The sequence below is a fragment of the Shewanella sp. DC2-4 genome (genome assembly GCF_013248875.1).
GTDB classification, from domain to species: domain Bacteria; phylum Pseudomonadota; class Gammaproteobacteria; order Enterobacterales; family Shewanellaceae; genus Shewanella; species Shewanella oncorhynchi.
On the sequence record NZ_JABRVR010000002.1, the window covers coordinates 2593085 to 2610988 of the forward strand.

At 44.9% G+C, this 17904-nt stretch carries 12 protein-coding genes; 7 read left to right on the top strand and 5 right to left on the bottom strand.

Features of this window, described 5'->3' with window-relative positions:
* Positions 1-64: 64 nt before the first annotated feature.
* Positions 65-1444, bottom strand: coding sequence for a cysteine--tRNA ligase (gene cysS / locus HQQ92_RS12230; RefSeq protein ID WP_105252936.1), 1380 nt, complete (start codon positions 1442-1444; stop codon positions 65-67).
* 140 nt (positions 1445-1584) lie between these two features.
* Between cysS and HQQ92_RS12235 the strand changes: the two genes are divergently transcribed.
* Positions 1585-2079 (top strand): peptidylprolyl isomerase, encoded by a 495-nt coding sequence (locus HQQ92_RS12235; protein ID WP_173245635.1) that lies wholly within the window; start codon positions 1585-1587, stop codon positions 2077-2079.
* An 8-nt stretch (positions 2080-2087) separates the two neighbouring features.
* The gene (locus HQQ92_RS12240) at positions 2088-2813 is read left to right on the top strand and encodes a UDP-2,3-diacylglucosamine diphosphatase (RefSeq protein WP_168823649.1); all 726 of its coding nucleotides are present in this window, start codon (positions 2088-2090) and stop codon (positions 2811-2813) included.
* A 166-nt stretch (positions 2814-2979) separates the two neighbouring features.
* On the opposite strand, the gene miaE is transcribed toward HQQ92_RS12240, so the two are convergent.
* Positions 2980-3750, bottom strand: coding sequence for a tRNA isopentenyl-2-thiomethyl-A-37 hydroxylase MiaE (gene miaE / locus HQQ92_RS12245; RefSeq protein WP_028760473.1), 771 nt, complete (start codon positions 3748-3750; stop codon positions 2980-2982).
* A 283-nt stretch (positions 3751-4033) separates the two neighbouring features.
* Here miaE and HQQ92_RS12250 point away from each other — a divergent pair, with 283 nt between their 5' ends.
* Positions 4034-4630, top strand: a complete 597-nt coding sequence (locus HQQ92_RS12250; protein WP_105252940.1) for a Yip1 family protein — start codon at positions 4034-4036, stop codon at positions 4628-4630.
* Between the two features lie 179 nt (positions 4631-4809).
* On the opposite strand, the gene glnS is transcribed toward HQQ92_RS12250, so the two are convergent.
* The 3 genes from glnS to HQQ92_RS12265 all read right to left on the bottom strand — a co-directional run bounded on the left by glnS (position 4810) and on the right by HQQ92_RS12265 (position 9223).
* Positions 4810-6480, bottom strand: coding sequence for a glutamine--tRNA ligase (gene glnS / locus HQQ92_RS12255; RefSeq protein ID WP_173245638.1), 1671 nt, complete (start codon positions 6478-6480; stop codon positions 4810-4812).
* Between the two features lie 216 nt (positions 6481-6696).
* Complete coding sequence (gene feoB / locus HQQ92_RS12260) at positions 6697-8991, bottom strand: Fe(2+) transporter permease subunit FeoB (RefSeq protein WP_028760476.1); 2295 nt, start codon at positions 8989-8991, stop codon at positions 6697-6699.
* Positions 8984-9223: a FeoA family protein gene (locus HQQ92_RS12265; protein WP_028760477.1), complete on the bottom strand. Its 240-nt coding sequence runs from the start codon at positions 9221-9223 to the stop codon at positions 8984-8986. The genes feoB and HQQ92_RS12265 overlap by 8 nt, the downstream gene beginning before the upstream one ends.
* A 440-nt stretch (positions 9224-9663) precedes the next feature.
* On the opposite strand from HQQ92_RS12265, the gene HQQ92_RS12270 reads away from it, so the two are divergent.
* From HQQ92_RS12270 to HQQ92_RS12285, 4 genes are all read left to right on the top strand, one after another.
* Positions 9664-10623 carry a DmsE family decaheme c-type cytochrome gene (locus tag HQQ92_RS12270; RefSeq protein WP_173245641.1) on the top strand — a complete coding sequence of 320 codons (960 nt, stop codon included), beginning with the start codon at positions 9664-9666 and terminating at the stop codon, positions 10621-10623.
* A gap of 13 nt (positions 10624-10636) precedes the next feature.
* Positions 10637-12787 carry an MtrB/PioB family decaheme-associated outer membrane protein gene (locus tag HQQ92_RS12275; protein ID WP_173245644.1) on the top strand — a complete coding sequence of 717 codons (2151 nt, stop codon included), beginning with the start codon at positions 10637-10639 and terminating at the stop codon, positions 12785-12787.
* A 35-nt stretch (positions 12788-12822) separates the two neighbouring features.
* A complete protein-coding gene (locus HQQ92_RS12280; RefSeq protein WP_173245647.1) occupies positions 12823-14742 on the top strand; it encodes an OmcA/MtrC family decaheme c-type cytochrome in 1920 nt (639 codons plus the stop codon).
* A 248-nt stretch (positions 14743-14990) separates the two neighbouring features.
* Complete coding sequence (locus tag HQQ92_RS12285) at positions 14991-17522, top strand: OmcA/MtrC family decaheme c-type cytochrome (protein ID WP_173245650.1); 2532 nt, start codon at positions 14991-14993, stop codon at positions 17520-17522.
* Positions 17523-17904 lie beyond the last annotated feature (382 nt).

Below are 17904 nucleotides of genomic sequence, written 5' to 3' on the forward strand. Positions count from 1 at the left end.
CCTGCATGATGCAGGTTTTTTATTTGCTGAAGATTTTCTTGAATTAAAAATATAGCGAATAAGCTTATTTCTTACGCCAAGTGGTGCCACTTGGACCATCTTCAAGCACAACGCCCAAAATATCTAAACGATTACGCGCCACATCCGCAGCAGCCCAATCCTTTTCGGTACGAGCACGGTTACGCTCAACGATTAAGGCTTCGATTTCGGCCACTTCATCGTCACTACCGCCGCCTTGAAAGAAGGCCTCTGGCTCTTGGCTTAATAGACCTAACACATCCGCTAATTGCTTCAAGGTGACCGCTAATGCCGATGCCTGTGCCATATCGGTCAGTTTTAAACGATTGATCTCACGCACCATATCAAATAGAACGGAATAGGCTTCAGGTGTATTAAAGTCATCATCCATCGCCGCTTTAAACTTAGCAATAAACTCTTCTGCAGGCGCCGCAACGACAGTTAAGTCGACATCTTTAATCGCCGTATACAAACGCTCTAAGGCTGAACGCGCTTGTTTCAAGTTATCTTCTGAATAGTTCAGTTGGCTACGATAATGGCCAGATAATAAGAAATAACGCACAGTTTCAGCATCATAGTGACCAAGCACATCTCGAATGGTGAAGAAGTTGCCTAAGGACTTAGACATCTTTTCACGGTCAACCATCACCATGCCAGTGTGCATCCAATAGTTGACGTATGGTGTGTCATGGGCACAGCAAGACTGGGCGATTTCATTCTCATGATGTGGGAACTGTAAGTCAGAGCCACCGCCATGAATATCAAAATGCAGACCTAAATGTTTGCTGTTCATGGCCGAACATTCGATATGCCAGCCAGGACGACCCGGTCCCCATGGGGATTCCCACGTTGGTTCGCCAGGTTTCGACATTTTCCACAACACAAAATCCATTGGATTTTGCTTGGTTTCGTCCACTTCAACCCGAGCACCGGCTTGCAGTTGATCTAAATTCTGGCCCGATAAACGGCCATAATCAGGATATGAGGCCACGCTGAAAAGCACATCACCATCGCTCGCCACATAGGCATGGCCACGGGCGAGTAATAACTCAACCATGTCGATGATTTCGGCAATATGAAGGGTCGCGCGCGGTTCAAAATCGGGGCGCAACATATTTAGGGCATCGAAGTCTTGGTGCATTTCACCAATAAGACGCTCGGTTAAGGCTTCACAGCTTTCGTTATTCTCGTTAGCGCGCTTGATGATTTTGTCATCAACATCAGTAATATTGCGCTGAAAATTCACTTCATAACCCGCGTAACGCAGGTAGCGCACTATCATGTCGAAAGAAACAAAAGTACGGCCATGACCAATATGACAGAGATCGTATATGGTCACACCACACACGTACATCCCAATTTTCCCGGGATTAATTGGCTTAAATTCCTGTTTTTGGCGGGTAATACTGTTGTAAATCTTCAACATCGATATTCTCTTCAATGATACATTCAGGTGTAAAATCAAGGAGTCAGTCTATCACGGCCTGACAGGTTTTGAATACTGCACTTTGCGCGCAATCCGAGATAAGTTAGAATCGCGCCACTATTTACACAGAGTATGAAAACATGATCACATTACACACTAATTTTGGCGACATTAAACTGCAACTGAACGCTGAAAAAGCACCGTTAACAGTAGCAAACTTCATGAAATATGTTGACGAAGGTTTCTTCGACGGCACTATCTTCCACCGTGTGATTGACGGTTTTATGATCCAAGGTGGTGGCTTCAACGAAGACATGAGCCAAAAGCGTTGTAACGAGCCCGTGAAAAATGAAGCCAATAACGGTTTATCAAACCGCACTGGTACTGTTGCTATGGCCCGTACTTCTGATCCACATTCAGCCACTGCACAGTTCTTCATTAACGTGAACGATAACACTTTCCTCGATTTTAAATCAGAAACCTCACAGGGCTGGGGCTACTGCGTATTCGGCGAAATCGTTGAAGGCATGGATGTTATCGAAAAAATCAAAGCCGTTAGCACTGGTAACCGTGGTATGCATCAAGATGTGCCATTAGAAGCCATTGTGATTGAAAAAGTCAGCGTCGCGGCATAATACGGCGAATGCGAACTCTATTTATAGGTGATCTACACCTGAGTGCAGATCGCCTTGATATCACCCAAGCGTTCACTCGCTTTCTCGACACTGAACTCGATGATGCCGACGCCCTTTATATCCTAGGCGATTTGTTTGAAGTCTGGGTTGGTGATGATATTGCCTTGCCTTTTGCCCTCGACATCGCCGAAAAACTCAAGCAAGTATCACAAAAGTTGCCCGTGTATTTTATCCATGGCAACCGTGACTTCATGCTAGGCAAACAATTTGCGCGCGCCGCAGGCATGCAAATTTTACCCGAAGTCACTCGCCTCAATTTATACGGTGTCGACACTGTAATTTTGCACGGCGACAGCTTATGTACTTTAGATAAGGCCTACCAACGCTTTCGAAAACTGCGCAGTTTATCGCTGTCTCGTTGGCTGTACGGTTATTTATCCAAGAAAACCCGTCAGGGCATTGCTGATAAAATTCGCAGCAAGAGCAAAAGCAGCAATCAACAAAAAAGCTACACCATCATGGATGTAGAGCCCAATGCGGTCGATGTGTTATTTGCCAAGACACACACTAAGCATATGATCCACGGACATACCCACAGACCAGCCATTCATCAACTTGCTAATGGCTGTAAGCGTATAGTGGTTGGCGATTGGTATGAACAAGGCAGTGTGCTCAGTGTGAGCGCTGAAGGGATTTATTTACAGTCCTTACCCTTTGACCAGATGATGACCTAAAGGCATTGGCTTAAGTAGGCCTCATTTAGCGTTACTTAAGCTTAAATGGCTTAAATTTTTAGCTTTAATAGCTTGAAAATACTGTGATTAACGGTTTTTCGAACCGTTAATCGTTTCAGCTATATGGACTTAACTCTACTCGTTTGGGGAAGCAAAGCCGTTCAAATTAATTTAATAGAGGCGACCCACTGTGGAAACGAAACTCATCATCCTGCGCCAAAATCAACTCAGCTTCTAACTCGCCAAAGTACTTCACTCGCTCGCTAATATCCTCAGGTGAAACCAACTGAGCTAACGCAAGATAATCTTGATAATGTCGAGCTTCAGAGCGCAGCAGTGACACATAAAACTTACTCAGCTCACCGTCTAAATAAGGCGCGAGTTTAGCGAAGCGCTCGCACGAGCGAGCCTCAATATATGCCCCTACAATCAACTTATCCCGCAAAATATCTTTCTCATGGGTTGTCACATGACTCATCATGCCCTTGGCATAACGCCCCGCGCGAATATTGCGGTAATCAATACTGCGCTTGTGCATTAAATCCAATACTTGTTCAAAATGATGAAACTCTTCTTTAATCAAGCGGATTAAAGGTGAAACTAAATTCGCAGCAAACTTAAAGTTGGGCTTAGGTATAAGGTCAGTTACCAACTCATTCTTTTTCACATCACGGGCTAAAAAACTTTCCACATCATGTTCTTGCGAATAAATAAACTCTTCATAGGGTTTAGCCCACGCCAACAGAGCTCGACCACTGTCTTTATCTAACGCATATTTTCTTAGCAAAAAAATCGCTGTCTGAGCGGCTTTTAACTCACAGTTACAATGGTCGATCAGCAACTCATCCAAGGAATCTGATTTTATCGCGACATCAATCCAAGTTTGCGGTGTTTCACAGTGAAGAAATGCGTGGATGGGGGCAAGAAGTTGCAGCATGGACTCACTCAATATCATTCTGAATATCGCGCTATTTTACGCATATTTACTCATAAGCTATAGCATTAGGCTTAAGTAAACTTGACGCGCTGAACTTTTTGTTCAATAAATAATCTACACTCTAAAGAACTGAGATCCTGATCACACAGCCTCTCACTTCTCTATGTGTAACCAATCGATGGATAAAGAGACAGGACACCATTTTAACCTCGATTGTAGAGCTGTTATCAGCTCGTCTGACGTTTGGCGAGCCATTCATCAATGCTGAACAAGGATAATTATAATGATACTGAATCACTTAATGGGGCTATACACTCATCCAAAACAAGAGTGGCAAACAATTGAAAAAAACCATGAGGCACTGAAAAGTAGCTTAAGTCATGTAGTTCTTATCGCCTTAATTCCGGCGGTGTGCAGCTACATTGCTACGGCTTACATTGGCTGGAATCCTGGCGCAGGCGATCCTATTTACCTTACACCACAAAGCGCCCTGTTTATGTCTGCAGGCATGTATTTAGGCCTGATTGCAGGTGTATTCGCCCTTGCCTATTTAGCCTATTGGATGGCAAAAACCTTCGATGCTAACCCAACTTACACCCAAGCATTAGAGCTCGCGTCCTACACTGCAACCCCGTTGTTTATGGTCGGTTTAGCCGCATTATATCCAGTGCTATGGTTTATCATGATAGTGGGGTTGATTGGTTTAGCCTACTCAGTCTATTTACTGTACGCGGGGGTGCCTATCATTATGAATATCCCTGAAGAGAAAGGTTTTATCTACGCTAGCTCTATGGTGACAGCAGGCTTAGTACTCTTGGTGGGGCTAATGGCAACTAGTGTCATTTTATGGAGCTTAGGCTTTGGTCCTATGTACCAATAACCATTTTAATTCATCACAAATTTAATCAACAGCAACTCAAGCTCTACGTCGCAATTGATTTGTAGCAGAAAATAAAAAAGAAGGCCGCAAAGGCCTTCTTTTTTGAGTTGAATTAACGCTTTGAGCGAGTTAGCAGATCAGTTTGACTCATTCAGTCAAACAGCTCCACTTAAGCAAAATCACTCGAAAGAATCACGCAGCGCTACGGTTAAGTTAAACACTAAATTATCCGGCGATGAATCTTTGCTGTCAGCGCAGAAATAGCCTTCACGCTCAAACTGATAGGCTTGTTCCGCAGGTGCATTCACTAGGCTTGCTTCTGCAAAACCTTGTACAACGATCAATGATTCAGGGTTTAACACTTCATCCACAGTCTCTGCCGCAGCAGGATTAGGATCGGTAAATAAACGCTGATAGAGACGGAATTCAGCAGGCTTAGCTGTAGATGCCTCAACCCAATGGATCACGCCTTTAACTTTACGGCCATCAGCAGGGTTTTTACCTAAAGTTTCAGGATCATAAGTACAGTAAACCGTCGTGATATTGCCTTCGCTGTCTTTGTCACAACGTTCAGCTTTAATCACATAGGCATTACGTAAACGCACTTCTTTGCCTGTAACTAAGCGTTTGTATTGTTTGTTGGCTTCTTCTTTAAAGTCAGCCACATCGATCAATATTTCTCGGCCAAAGGCTAATTCACGCGTCCCCATGCTCTCATCATTTGGATGAGCGGCCGCTTGAATGTACTCAAGTTCACCTTCAGCATAGTTTTCAATGATGACTTTCAATGGACGTAATACGGCCATCGCACGCGGTGCATGTTCGTTCAATTCTTCACGAATACACGCATCTAACATGCCGACTTCAATCATATTCTCTTGCTTAGTCACGCCGATACGTTGGCAGAACTCACGAATTGAAGCCGGTGTGTAACCACGGCGACGTAAGCCTGCAATCGTTGGCATACGTGGGTCATCCCAACCTGACACGAGTTTACGGGTCACAAGGTCGTTCAGCTTACGTTTAGACATCAAGGTATATTCGAGATTTAAGCGGGAAAACTCGTATTGACGAGTACGATTCGGCGCTTGAAAATCGTTCAAATTATCCAACACCCAATCATATAAACGACGGTTGTCTTGGAACTCTAATGTACATAAAGAGTGGGTAATATGTTCTAACGCATCAGAAATACAGTGCGTGAAGTCGTACATTGGGTAAATGCACCACTTGTCACCTGTTTGATGATGATGGGCAAAACGAATACGGTAGATGATAGGATCGCGCATACACATGAATGGCGATGCCATATCAATTTTGGCACGCAATGCGCACTCGCCTTCTTTAAAACCACCGTCGCGCATCTTAGCGAATAAGGCGAGGTTTTCTTCGACAGATGTGTCGCGGAAAGGACTGTTTTTACCTGGCTCTTTTAACGTACCACGGTATTCGCGGGTTTCATCAGCATTTAAGAAACACACATAAGCCAAACCTTTATTGATCAGTTCAACCGCATATTGATGTAACTGATCAAAATAGTTTGATGAATAGCGAACATCCCCATCCCACTGGAATCCAAGCCAACGCACATCCGCCTGAATAGAATTTACATAATCAATGTCTTCTTTTTCAGGATTAGTATCGTCAAAACGTAAATTACACAGACCGTTATAGTCTCGCGCTATCCCAAAATTTAAGCAGATAGATTTAGCATGACCAATATGAAGATAGCCATTCGGTTCCGGCGGGAAACGAGTCTGTACACTCGTGTGCTTACCGCTTTGTAAATCTTCATCTATGATATTACGAATAAAGTTACTCGGACGTACTTCAGTGTCCACATGACTCATGGAATTCCTCTTTGCGAACAATGGCAATTTTAAGAAAACCAGCATGATCCTACAGATCACCACTAGTTACAATGCCTAGGGTTAAAAACTCTGGTTTTTGACTGTCTGGGGTTATAACCGCGATAGTAAAACAATAAAAGCAGCCATGAAAGCTGCTTTTATCTTTGACCTAACTAAGCTGACATTTATTATTCAGTCACGCCGACTCAGTAAATCTTACTCGGTGATAATGCGGATCCCAGGAATAATCTGCTGGCTTCTTTTACCTTTACGTTTCAACCACAGATAAAAAGCGGCTAATGCAAACAAGAAGAAACCAATCCACAGACTTGATTGAACTGGGTGCTGCGTAAAGGTAGCAGCTTGATAAACTACCGTTGCAGAACCATAAGCCAGTGAGAAAGTCCACGTTGCAGCAAACGTCGCCCACCGAGAACCAAACTCATGCACTAAGGCGCCCATTGCCGCAACACAAGGAGTATAAAGTAAGATAAACAGCAAGTAGGAGAAAGCCGCAACTTTACCACTAAAACCTGCTTGTAAAGCACCGAAAGTCGATGTCGCAACACCTTGTTCTTCAGCAACGGTTTCTTTATTGGTTAAATCACCGACCGACAGTTTAAGCGGATCTTCAAGATCTAAACCAAACAAGTTAGTTGGAATCGTTGCCAGAGCCGCATTAAAGCTTTCACTCAATGGTGCAAGTTCTTCATCTGTCGGCGCCGCGCTGCTGTATAGACTGTTTAAGGTACCAACAACCGCTTCTTTGGCGAAAATACCCGTGATAATACCGACGGTTGCAGGCCAGTTATCCTGCTCTATGCCCATAGGCGAGAAGATAGGCGTGATTTTTTGACTCGCGACACTCAGCAAAGATGCTTGGCTATCTTCATGGCCAAATGTGCCATCAACACCAATAGCATTGATAAAGTTCAATAAGGTCACGACCAGAACAATCGTTTTACCTGCGCCTAAAATAAAACTCTTAGTGCGTTTACCTGTACGAACCATAACAGCTTTCAGCTTAGGTAGTTCATAACTTGGCAGCTCCATCACCACAGCGCTACTGCTGCCGGGTAATAAAGTGCTTCTGAGTAATAAACCCGTACCGATAGCGGCAAAGATACCAATAATATACAGCAAGAAGACTAAATTCTGACCTGAATCAGGGAAGAAAGCAGCCGCAAATAGTGCATAAACAGGAAGACGTGCACCACAGGACATAAATGGTGCCATCATCCCTGTCACAATACGCTCACGCTCACTGCCTAAGGTTCGCGTCGCCATAATTGCAGGCACTGAACAACCAAAACCGACAATCATAGGAACGAATGCTTTACCAGGCAGGCCAATACGACGCATTAAACCGTCAACCACAAATGCAGCGCGCGCCATGTAGCCAGAACTTTCGAGGATCGACAAACCGAGGAAAAGCGCCGCAATAACAGGAATAAAGGTTGATACGGTTTGAATGCCTTGGCCGACACCTCCCGCTAAGATAGTGACCAACCAAGCCGGAGAGCCCATGCTCGTCAAGAATGAACCAAAGTGATCGACAAACAGTGCGCCAGCAAAAACATCAAAGAAATCAATAAAAGCACTGCCAATATTAATGCTGAACATAAACATCAAATACATCACAAACAAAAACACAGGAATGCCAAGCACAGGATGTAAAACGAGTTTATCTAATTTGTCACTGAGGGTGAGGAACCCTGACTCTTTCACTGAACCTTGAAAAACTTGTTCAACGAAATTAAAGCGCGTGGTCGCCACCATCACTTCAATATCATGGCCTTGCTGAGCGATAATCTGAGTACAGGAATTCACTTCATCCTGCAGTTCAGCATTTTTACAGCTACCACAACCCGAACCATTACCTAGCATAGCCAAAGCGCGGCCGCGACTTAATTGGGCATCTTTGCTGCAGAGTAACTGCACGCCCGCTTCAATTTGTTCATCATAGTGAAGCACTAATGGGGCTTCTGAGACTCGGCCTTGAAGTAAATCGAGTACCTGTGCCTGCACTTTAGCGACATCGGCAGGATCTCGCGAACACACGCCAATCACAGGGCAACCCAGCTCTTGGCTCATTTTCTTTAAATCGACTTTAATCCCACGTTTGACAGCCGAATCAATTTTATTCAGCACCACCACCATAGGGATAGCGAGTTCACGTAATTGGGCTGTGAGATATAAGTGACGTTCGATATTAGTGGCATCGACTAAATTGATAATGCCATCGACACGTTGCTCGGCAAGGTATTGCTGCGCAATTTGCTCATCAAGTGAACAATCGCAACTATTACCCGCAGGAAGAAGGTCGTAAATACCCGGTAAGTCTGTCAGATAGACGTCAGCACCGTTTAAGGTGAAATGACCAGTCTTTTTTTCGACCGTAACACCAGACCAGTTACCCACTTGCTGATTTGCGCCTGTTAGCGCGTTAAAGAGTGTAGATTTACCCGCGTTAGGGTTTCCTACTGTGACGCAATGAAACTGCTTAGCCATTCGTCTTTTCCACCTCAATGATGTCTGCCAAATCTCTGCGCATACAAAGTTTACTACCACGAATATCCAGTTCGAGACCAGAACCCATAGGTGCGTATCGGATCAATAAAAAACGCGTATTTGGCGTGATCCCCATGGACAACAACTTGCGCTTCACGGTTTGTGGCAGCGCCAAACGCCCCACTTCAGAAATAAGACCGCGATCGCCGGGACTGAGTTCGCTTAACTTCATTACGTATTCCACCTTGCAACAGGTTCAGCTCGAAAAACTGCGCCCATTGTAACCGAGCGATGACACTAATAACTTTACCTAGATCAAGATTTTTGATTGGTAACGATAATAGTTTTCAATTGTGTTGGGTATTATGTGATAAAAATTCCAATGAATAAACGACCAACCGAAAATAAAAATCCGCACCTTAGCATTAGTGACTATCAAGCGATGCACAGAAGTCAAAACGCTGTAAACAAATCCCACCCGAAGCAAGCGTGATCAAAATCACACTTAATCTATATCGCCTGTAAAATCATCCTTCTTTACAGTGAAAAGACCACGCAATGTTAAGCACGTGTCACACACTTGTTCTAATATTAACCAAGCTCAATAAGCTAAATTAGCAATGTCGAAAGCGTAAAAATAACAAATATAAATGCACTCGGGAAAACATAACCATGGAAATAGGGCTAAAGTTCAGAAGCATAGCTAAGGCTATGCTATGTATTTTGTTATCAATCGCGAGCGTTTCGGCCTCAGCGACCCCTTGGGATAACAAAAAACCAGAAGAAGTTGTTGCGACATTAGACAAAAAATTCGCCGAAGGTAAGTATTCCGCTAAAGGCGCTGATACTTGCCTGATGTGCCACAAAAAAAGTGCCGTGGTGGTGGAAATATTTGAGGGGGTTCATGGCAACCCCAATGTGAAGGATTCACCCATGGCCGATTTGCAGTGCGAAGCCTGCCACGGCCCTTTAGGGAATCATAACAAAGGTGGCAAAGAGCCGATGATCACCTTTGGCGCTAACTCCCCTGTTCCCGCGCAAAAGCAAAACAGTGTCTGCATGAGTTGCCACAATGACAGTCAACGTACCGCATGGAAAGGCAATCACCACGATAACGCCGATGTCGCCTGTAGCAGCTGCCATCAAGTGCATACCGCAAAAGATCCTATCAGCGATAAGGCCAATGAAGTCGCCATTTGTACCCAGTGCCATACCCAACAAAAAGCCGATATGCACAAGCGCTCGGCGCATCCATTACAGTGGCAACAAATGGTGTGCAGTGACTGCCATAATCCCCACGGCAATTTAAACGATTCAAGCTTGAAGCAAATGAGTGTTAATGAAAATTGCTATAGCTGTCATGCCGAAAAACGCGGCCCTAAACTGTGGGAACATGCCCCCGTCACCGACAACTGCGCTAATTGCCATAATCCCCACGGCAGCGTGAACGAAGCCATGCTGATCAGCAAACCGCCACAACTGTGTCAGCAGTGCCACGCTTCGGATGGCCATAGCAGTAATGCCTATTTTGGCAATCAAACCAATGCCTTCACTTCTGGTAATTCCTGTATGAATTGTCACGGACAAGTGCATGGCTCTAACCATCCTTCTGGCAAATTACTGCAGAGATAACAAGGGAATGATCATGCGAACAGCTAAAATGTCTCACCCTAGCGCTTATTTCTCCCTCACTTTGCTGACTTGGGCGATAAACGGTGTTTTGACTCAAGCACACGCCGAAGGTTATGGGCTGCAAGAAGCGAATCGAAGTAGCATAAAGACAGAGGCATGGAGCTGTAAGCAATGCCAACCTAAGACAGGGCATATTGGCAATGTCAGTGCCAGCCTCGCTTACAACGATAGTGAGGACAGCCGTTTCGGTAACAGTACTGGAACAGATAATGATGGTCTCGTTGGTGCCGTCGGTGCGGATATGGTGTACAAAACACCGTCGGGTTATCAAACCGAGCTGGTCGCGGATAAGTTAGGTTTTGATGCGGGCTCAGCCAAGCTCACAACAGGAAGGCCGGGAAACTATCAAATCAACTTGGGTTATAGAGGCTTAGCAAACTATAACCATAATCAACTCAAAAGCCCCTATACCTCAGTGCAAGATAAAATGTTATTGCCCGATAACTGGATAACAGGCGGCACAACGCAATCTATGCCTATGTTACAGAGCAGCCTTGTTAGCCAAGATTTAAGTATTCAACGTGATCGCTTTAGTATCGGTGGTTACTACGCTGGCAAAATATCACCTGAAAGTGACAATAACAGTCACTACAAAGCCTCACTAAACTATCAGCATGAAGACCGCAGTGGCGCAAAAAAGACCAGTGCCAATATACTCACCAATAGCGTTATGCTAGCCCAACCGATTGATGACAGTACTGATGAAGTCGATGCGAGAGTTTATTTTAACGGTTCAGGCTGGCAAGCAGGCATCAATAGCCAAATCAGCCAATATAAAAATGATCACCAAGCCATGCTGTGGCAGTCTGCCTACACTCCCACCTTTGGTGCAGCATACCTAGGTCAGAATGCGGTCGACCCCGACAATAAAGCCTACCGAGTTGCCGCAGAAGCCTCAGGGGGGGCAAATGGTCAAAATGTATTGATGCACGCAGGCTTTAGCCGCATGACCCAAGATGACACCTTTATTCCTGCCACCATCAATGGCCCATCGCCCGTCCTGCCTGCGGATACATTAAATGGCCAAGTCGATATTGTAGAGATGGACCTTAAATATTCAGGACGGATAAGCCAAGATTTAAGTATGCAGGCAAGTTACAACTATCAAGACAGAGATAACAAAACGGCTCAATTAGACTTTCCGCAGATCGTCACCGACAGTATTAATCAAGGCACAGCCCAAAATAGCCTTTATGATAAGCGCACCAAAAAACTCGAACTTAAAAGCAAATACCGTTTTACCTCAGCGGCTTATGCCGAAGCGGGTTACAGCCATAATGAAAACGATTATGCCGAACTCGACCGCCAATCCATCGATGAATCTGGCGTGTTTGCTAAACTAAGTTATCGCTATTCGCCCGCATGGTCAGCTTGGTTGAAAGGAGAAGCACTAGAGCGAGATGGCAGTGAATATCATCCCGTCGCAACCACTCAAAGTTCAAGTAATCCTTGGCTACGTAAATCCTACCTTGCCGATAGAAAAAGACAGAAAGTCACCTTACACACGGATTATCAGAGCGATATTGGTCTATCTCTTGGTGCCAGCTTACACAGCATTAATGACGACTATCATCATACCTTCGTTGGTCTAACTCAGTTGTCCTATCTCGGTTACGACTTGTCAGCCCAATATGTGCTGAGCAGTGACCTCAATTTAACCGCCTTTGTTAACCAAGATTGGCGCGATTCAGACCAAGCGGGCAGTAATTCCTTCTCGACACCCGATTGGTACAGCACTGCCGAGGAAAAATCGACCTTGATTGGTGCAGGGCTTAGTTATCAAAACCTGTTCGATCATCACCTCGATATTGGTTTGGATTACAGCTATTCCGACGGACAGAGTGATACAGAAGTGACCTACGGCATCACCAGTCCCTATGGCGATTTTTACGCCCGCAAACACAATATTAATGCCTACGCCAAATATAAGTTTGCCGACAGTATGTCGCTGCGCGTCGATTGGTTATTCGAAAAATATCAAGATGCTAATTGGCAAAACCAAGGCACAAGCTGGGACACGATCCCCAACGTCCTCAGTTTTGGTGATATGGGCCACGACTACAACGCTCACTACTTAGGCTTGACCTTAAGCTACCAAATGTAACTTAGGCACTGACAGCGCATTCCAAGGATAGAAATATGAACAAGTTTGCAAAAATTCGCACTCAATTCAGTCTTATGCTGGCGTTAGTCTCGCTATTAAGCGCCTGTGGCGGTGATAACGGCCAAGATGGTAATCCCGGTGAGCCTGCGAAACCGCCTGCATTAACGATAACTAGCCTTAACATCATGGTCGATAAAGTCGCGATGACAGATGGCATTGCTCAAGTGGATTTTCAAGTAAGCAATCAAGATGATGAAGCCGTGATTGGTATCCCATCGGCGACATTTATTGCAGCGCAGCTTCTCCCCCAAGGTTATACAGGCGCGGGGAATAGCAGTGAATGGCAGCACTTTACCGCTGAAACCTGCGCGGCAACTTGCCTTGGCAGTCTCACAGATCATAAAAACGGTCACTACAGTTACATCTTCAGCACCGCATTTAATGGCATGAATGGAGTTACATTTATGCCCGAAGCGACCCAAAGAATGGTGGTCAAAATTGGCGGCGATAAACTTGCCGATAACACGCCCTTACCTATAACCAATCAGCATTATGACTGGCAATCTTCAGGTAGTAATGTCGCTTACACCCGCAACTTAGTCACAATAGAGACCTGTAATAGTTGCCACAGTAATCTTGCTTTCCATGGCAGTAGATATAATCAAATCGAAACCTGCGTCACCTGCCATAACAGCAAAAAAGTCAGTAACCCTGCGGATATTTTCCCACAAATGATCCACAGCAAACATTTAACCGGCTTCCCGCAACCCATTAGTGACTGCCAAACCTGTCACGTCGATAAGGCTGAGTTAACCGAACAGCAAAACTGGCGCAGAGTCCCGACCATGCAAGCCTGTGGTGCCTGTCATACACAGATCAATTTCCCCGCAGGCGAAGGACACCCAGTGCAAACAGATAACAGTAACTGCGTGGCGTGTCATAATGCCGACTGGACCGCAAGCGTACACAGTGATGAAGCTAAAAACGCGGCACTGATGCAATTTAGCCCAAGCATCACCAGCGCCAGTATGGATGCCAATGGTACGGTCACTGTTGCGGTTAAGCTGATGAATCCAGCCACAGGAACTGTGTATAGCGAAAGTGCCGATAAACTAAAATTTATCAATGATTTAAGGGTATATGCCAACTGGGGAACCAGTTTTGATTATGCGACCCGTTCAGCTCGCTCGATTAAACTGCCGGAATCCACTCCCATATCAGGCTCTAATGGCATTTATACCTATACGATAGCGGGCCTTACCGTGCCAGCAGGCACTGAAACGGATCATGGCGGACTTGCGATTCAAGGCAGAGTCTGTGCCAAAGATAAAGTACTGGTTGATTGCACGACTGAACTGGCGGAAGTGTTAGTGATTAAATCCAGCCACAGTTATTTTGATATGGCAGCATTGAGCAATGAAGGTCACCGTAGCGTTGTGAGTAATGCAAGCTGCGGTAATTGCCATGGTGATCAAAAACTGAATATTCACGGCTCACGTAACGATCTCGATGGTCAATGCCAGCTATGCCATAACGCCAATATGCTGGCCGATGCGACGGCAGCCAATCCTTCAATCACGTCATTTGACTTTAAGCAGCTGATCCACGGTATTCACACCAGTCAATTCACGGGGTTTGAAAGCCTAAACTACCCAGGAAAAATCGGTAACTGTGCCCAATGTCACGTTAACGATACTGCGGGAATTTCTACCGTCGCCCTCCCCTTAAATTCAGCGGTGCAACCCCTTGCCCTCAATAACGGCACTTTTACCAGCCCAATTGCCGCTGTGTGTAGCAACTGCCATTCAGATACCAGCACTCATAACCACATGGCGCAGCAAGGTGCTGTTTTTGCAGGTACAAAATCCGATGCAACCGCAGGAACTGAAACATGTGCTTTCTGTCATGGACAGGGCGGAGTCGCGGACGTGTTGAAAGTGCATCCAATAAACTAACCCTATGATGCTGGCCTAAAAAGGCCAGCAACTGCAGATATAAAAGGAACTCATACGATGCAGTCATCTACTCCTAAAGAAATAGTCAGATCTCAGTCACATTACCCGCCTAAAGTGACTGATAAATACCAGTGACTTAGTTAGCCTTACAGATGGAAAACTAATTCCACACATCTTATGCGGGTAATGAGATTTATTCTTATTTGCCAGGCGTTTGATGATGATTACAACTATTGCAGGGAAATATCATGATGAAACGGTTCAATTTCAATACCGCAACAAAAGCGATGTTGGGTGCCGGTTTACTCTCTCTACTACTCGCCGGTTGCGGTGGTAGTGACGGTAAAGATGGTGAAGACGGAAAACCGGGTCCGGTAGGCTTAGACATAAGTCAAGCCACCACACTCAAAGCCACACTTGAAGATGTAAAAATTGACAACGGCACTGTCAGCGTAGACATAGTACTAACGAATGCGAATGGCGTTCCTGTGACGGGCCTAGAGCAATACGCTCAAATCAATGCTATCGGATTGGGTATTGCAAAACTTACCCCTGAAAGTGGCAAAGGTTACAAAACACCTCAATGGGTCAGCTATATCAACTCAGTGAAAGCAGCTGATCCTGCACGCAGTCTTGCAAATTATAGCTATACCGATGGTAAAGATAGCGCTGGCAATCCTATTACTAAAGAAATGAAATTTACACCTGGTGATGCTATTCAAGCGAACATCGAATCTAGTTGTAAAACCACTTGTTTAACAGTGGTTGATAGTGGCGTTTACCGCTATACCTTCCAAACCAATTTAAGTACTTTGCCCGCTATTGAAGGTCTCGATTTAACCTACGACCCAACATTAATACATCGCATTACTTTAGAACTTCAAACCGATGGCAGTAAAGATGCCAAGTTAGTCAACAGCCATATCGACTTCTTACCAAGCGATAACTTTAGAGTAGCTAAAGAGACGGAAACGCGTACGGTTGTCGATTTAGAAGCGAACTGTATCAAGTGTCACAGCACAAATTATAGCGATACATCTTCTACTGCTAAGCCATTAGCACTACATGGCGGAAGACGGATCGGAATAGCAAACTGTCAAGTTTGTCATACCAGCTACAGTAAAGATCCAGAAACAGGATCACCTTTGGATATGGGCGCCATGGTTCATGCCATTCACAAAGGTACTTACGCTATGGTGGGTTACAGCGGAACGGCTTATGACTTTAGCGGTACTATGGCTAAAGCTGCGGCTGAAAGTGGCTACCCACAATACCGTGAAGGTAAAGACGTTTCTGAACGAGTCACTCTGCCTGTCTCTATCGGGAACTGCCAGTCTTGCCATAGCACAGATGACAAAGGACCCGTTGATGCCGCGAGCTTTAAACATCACAAAGGTTTAGCCTGCGCATCTTGTCACATGTCAGGTTTTAATCCAGTAGATAACAGTGAATGGTTAACGCCACCTGAAGGTCAAAAAGACCGTGGTTTCGTTGGTAACTATTTCCATTACTATGCAACACCTGAAATTGACGGTATTCCAGGTGCAAACCTAGTCAATGTATTCCAAAATGGAGGCTGCGCTTCTTGTCACGCCGAACAAGGTGAAGAAGGCAGCGCTAAATATCACTTAGCAAAAGCTAATGCCACTAAGTTACTGCGAACTGAATATGCCTATAAGTTAGAAAATGGCACATTTGATGTGGCTAAAGGAGAGTTAACATTCACAGTCGATTGGCACAGTGATGTTGCTCCACATCAAGATCCTAAAGTGAAAGAGTTTTGGGTCAGCTTAACGGCATTCAATGGCACTGAATACACCATGGGCCCACGTCCATCTAATGGTACTTTAGGTCGTAGCGAAAACCGTATTTCTGTAAATTTGGCCAAAGTTGAGACTAACGCTAACTTAACAGCGGTACCAAATGGCTCAAAAGTAACATACACATTAACAGGCATTAAAGCTGTTATTGGCACAAGTTCTGTTCCATACAAACAAATTGTTAGTATTGGTAAAGGCTTCATGGACGGCAAATTGCTGATCTGTGCAAACTCTGCAGAACTCGATCCAACGATGGATGCTGCGATTGATTGTAGTAACACTGAAGCACCAATCTACGAAGTGATTGTTGGCAGTAATAAAGCTTCATTCTCTGCCGATGCAAGTAATGTTACCGCACGTAGCATAGTCATCTCTGAAGCAAAATGTGCTAACTGTCATGGTGAGAAAGCTGACTTTTCAGCCTCTCATGCGCTGACCCATGCGGCAGACAAGCCTGATAACAGCTGTGGTACTTGTCACTCTGCTGTACCTAATACCGCGGTAGCTTTAGCCGATGGTAGTTGTGTGGCTTGTCACAATGGCGCTCCTGCTCACAGTAAAAAGCCATTTGAACGTGGTTTTGACTTTAAAGTCATGATCCACCAAATTCACGCTGATACTCGCAGTGTTCGCCGTTTAACAACAGATGCAGCAACCTTCCCTGAAAACCCAGCGAACTGCGCGGCTTGTCATGATAAAGGTCAACTTAGCTTAGCTACACTAGGCGATAAACCTGCGTTCTTAGCAAGTACTGGTGAATACTCACCAACCGTTGCAGCTTGTGCATCTTGCCATGCAACGACCGCAACTGACAGCGCAGTGATAGGTCACTTCGAAACCAATGGTGGTGTATATAACGCTGCTGCTGGCACTTATACTCCTGGTAGCGAAACCTGTGCGACCTGCCATGGTGAAGGTAAATCATTTGGTGTGGATAAAGTTCACCCAGTGAAATACTAATATGGAACCGAGTAACGAATCGCAAATCAGTCGTTACTCACATTAAATTCAGCAAAATCCCTCGCACTGCGGGGGATTTTATTTACATAACAGCAATCCCATTCAAACCTTGCTTTTATAGTATAAAGTCAACGCACATTACCCAGATAAAATCCGCTGTTTTTTTGTTCTAGAATCATTTTTACCTCTCGCTTTAAATACCTCTTTAGAAATAGAAAGATCCAAGTCACACATTAGCAAAGGCCTTGGAGATTTTAAGGTCATGTTAGGTTAGCCTTTCCTTGGGGAATTCTATTTCCAGCATCCACTTAAGTCGCTTCTAGTGACCAAAAACACAGACATAGAATCTGTTGGCTCTAGAACATAGCGTTTAAGCAATGCC

Bases quoted from the DNA above. Each gene is read 5' to 3' on its own strand.
- HQQ92_RS12240 (WP_168823649.1), top strand. From the start codon at position 2,088: ATGCGAACTCTATTTATAGGTGATCTACACCTGAGTGCAGATCGCCTT.
- HQQ92_RS12270 (WP_173245641.1), top strand. From the start codon at position 9,664: ATGGAAATAGGGCTAAAGTTCAGAAGCATAGCTAAGGCTATGCTATGT.
- HQQ92_RS12280 (WP_173245647.1), top strand. From the start codon at position 12,823: ATGAACAAGTTTGCAAAAATTCGCACTCAATTCAGTCTTATGCTGGCG.
- HQQ92_RS12235 (WP_173245635.1), top strand. From the start codon at position 1,585: ATGATCACATTACACACTAATTTTGGCGACATTAAACTGCAACTGAAC.
- HQQ92_RS12250 (WP_105252940.1), top strand. From the start codon at position 4,034: ATGATACTGAATCACTTAATGGGGCTATACACTCATCCAAAACAAGAG.
- glnS (WP_173245638.1), bottom strand. From the start codon at position 6,480: ATGAGTCATGTGGACACTGAAGTACGTCCGAGTAACTTTATTCGTAAT.
- HQQ92_RS12285 (WP_173245650.1), top strand. From the start codon at position 14,991: ATGATGAAACGGTTCAATTTCAATACCGCAACAAAAGCGATGTTGGGT.
- cysS (WP_105252936.1), bottom strand. From the start codon at position 1,444: ATGTTGAAGATTTACAACAGTATTACCCGCCAAAAACAGGAATTTAAG.
- HQQ92_RS12265 (WP_028760477.1), bottom strand. From the start codon at position 9,223: ATGAAGTTAAGCGAACTCAGTCCCGGCGATCGCGGTCTTATTTCTGAA.
- feoB (WP_028760476.1), bottom strand. From the start codon at position 8,991: ATGGCTAAGCAGTTTCATTGCGTCACAGTAGGAAACCCTAACGCGGGT.
- miaE (WP_028760473.1), bottom strand. From the start codon at position 3,750: ATGCTGCAACTTCTTGCCCCCATCCACGCATTTCTTCACTGTGAAACA.
- HQQ92_RS12275 (WP_173245644.1), top strand. From the start codon at position 10,637: ATGCGAACAGCTAAAATGTCTCACCCTAGCGCTTATTTCTCCCTCACT.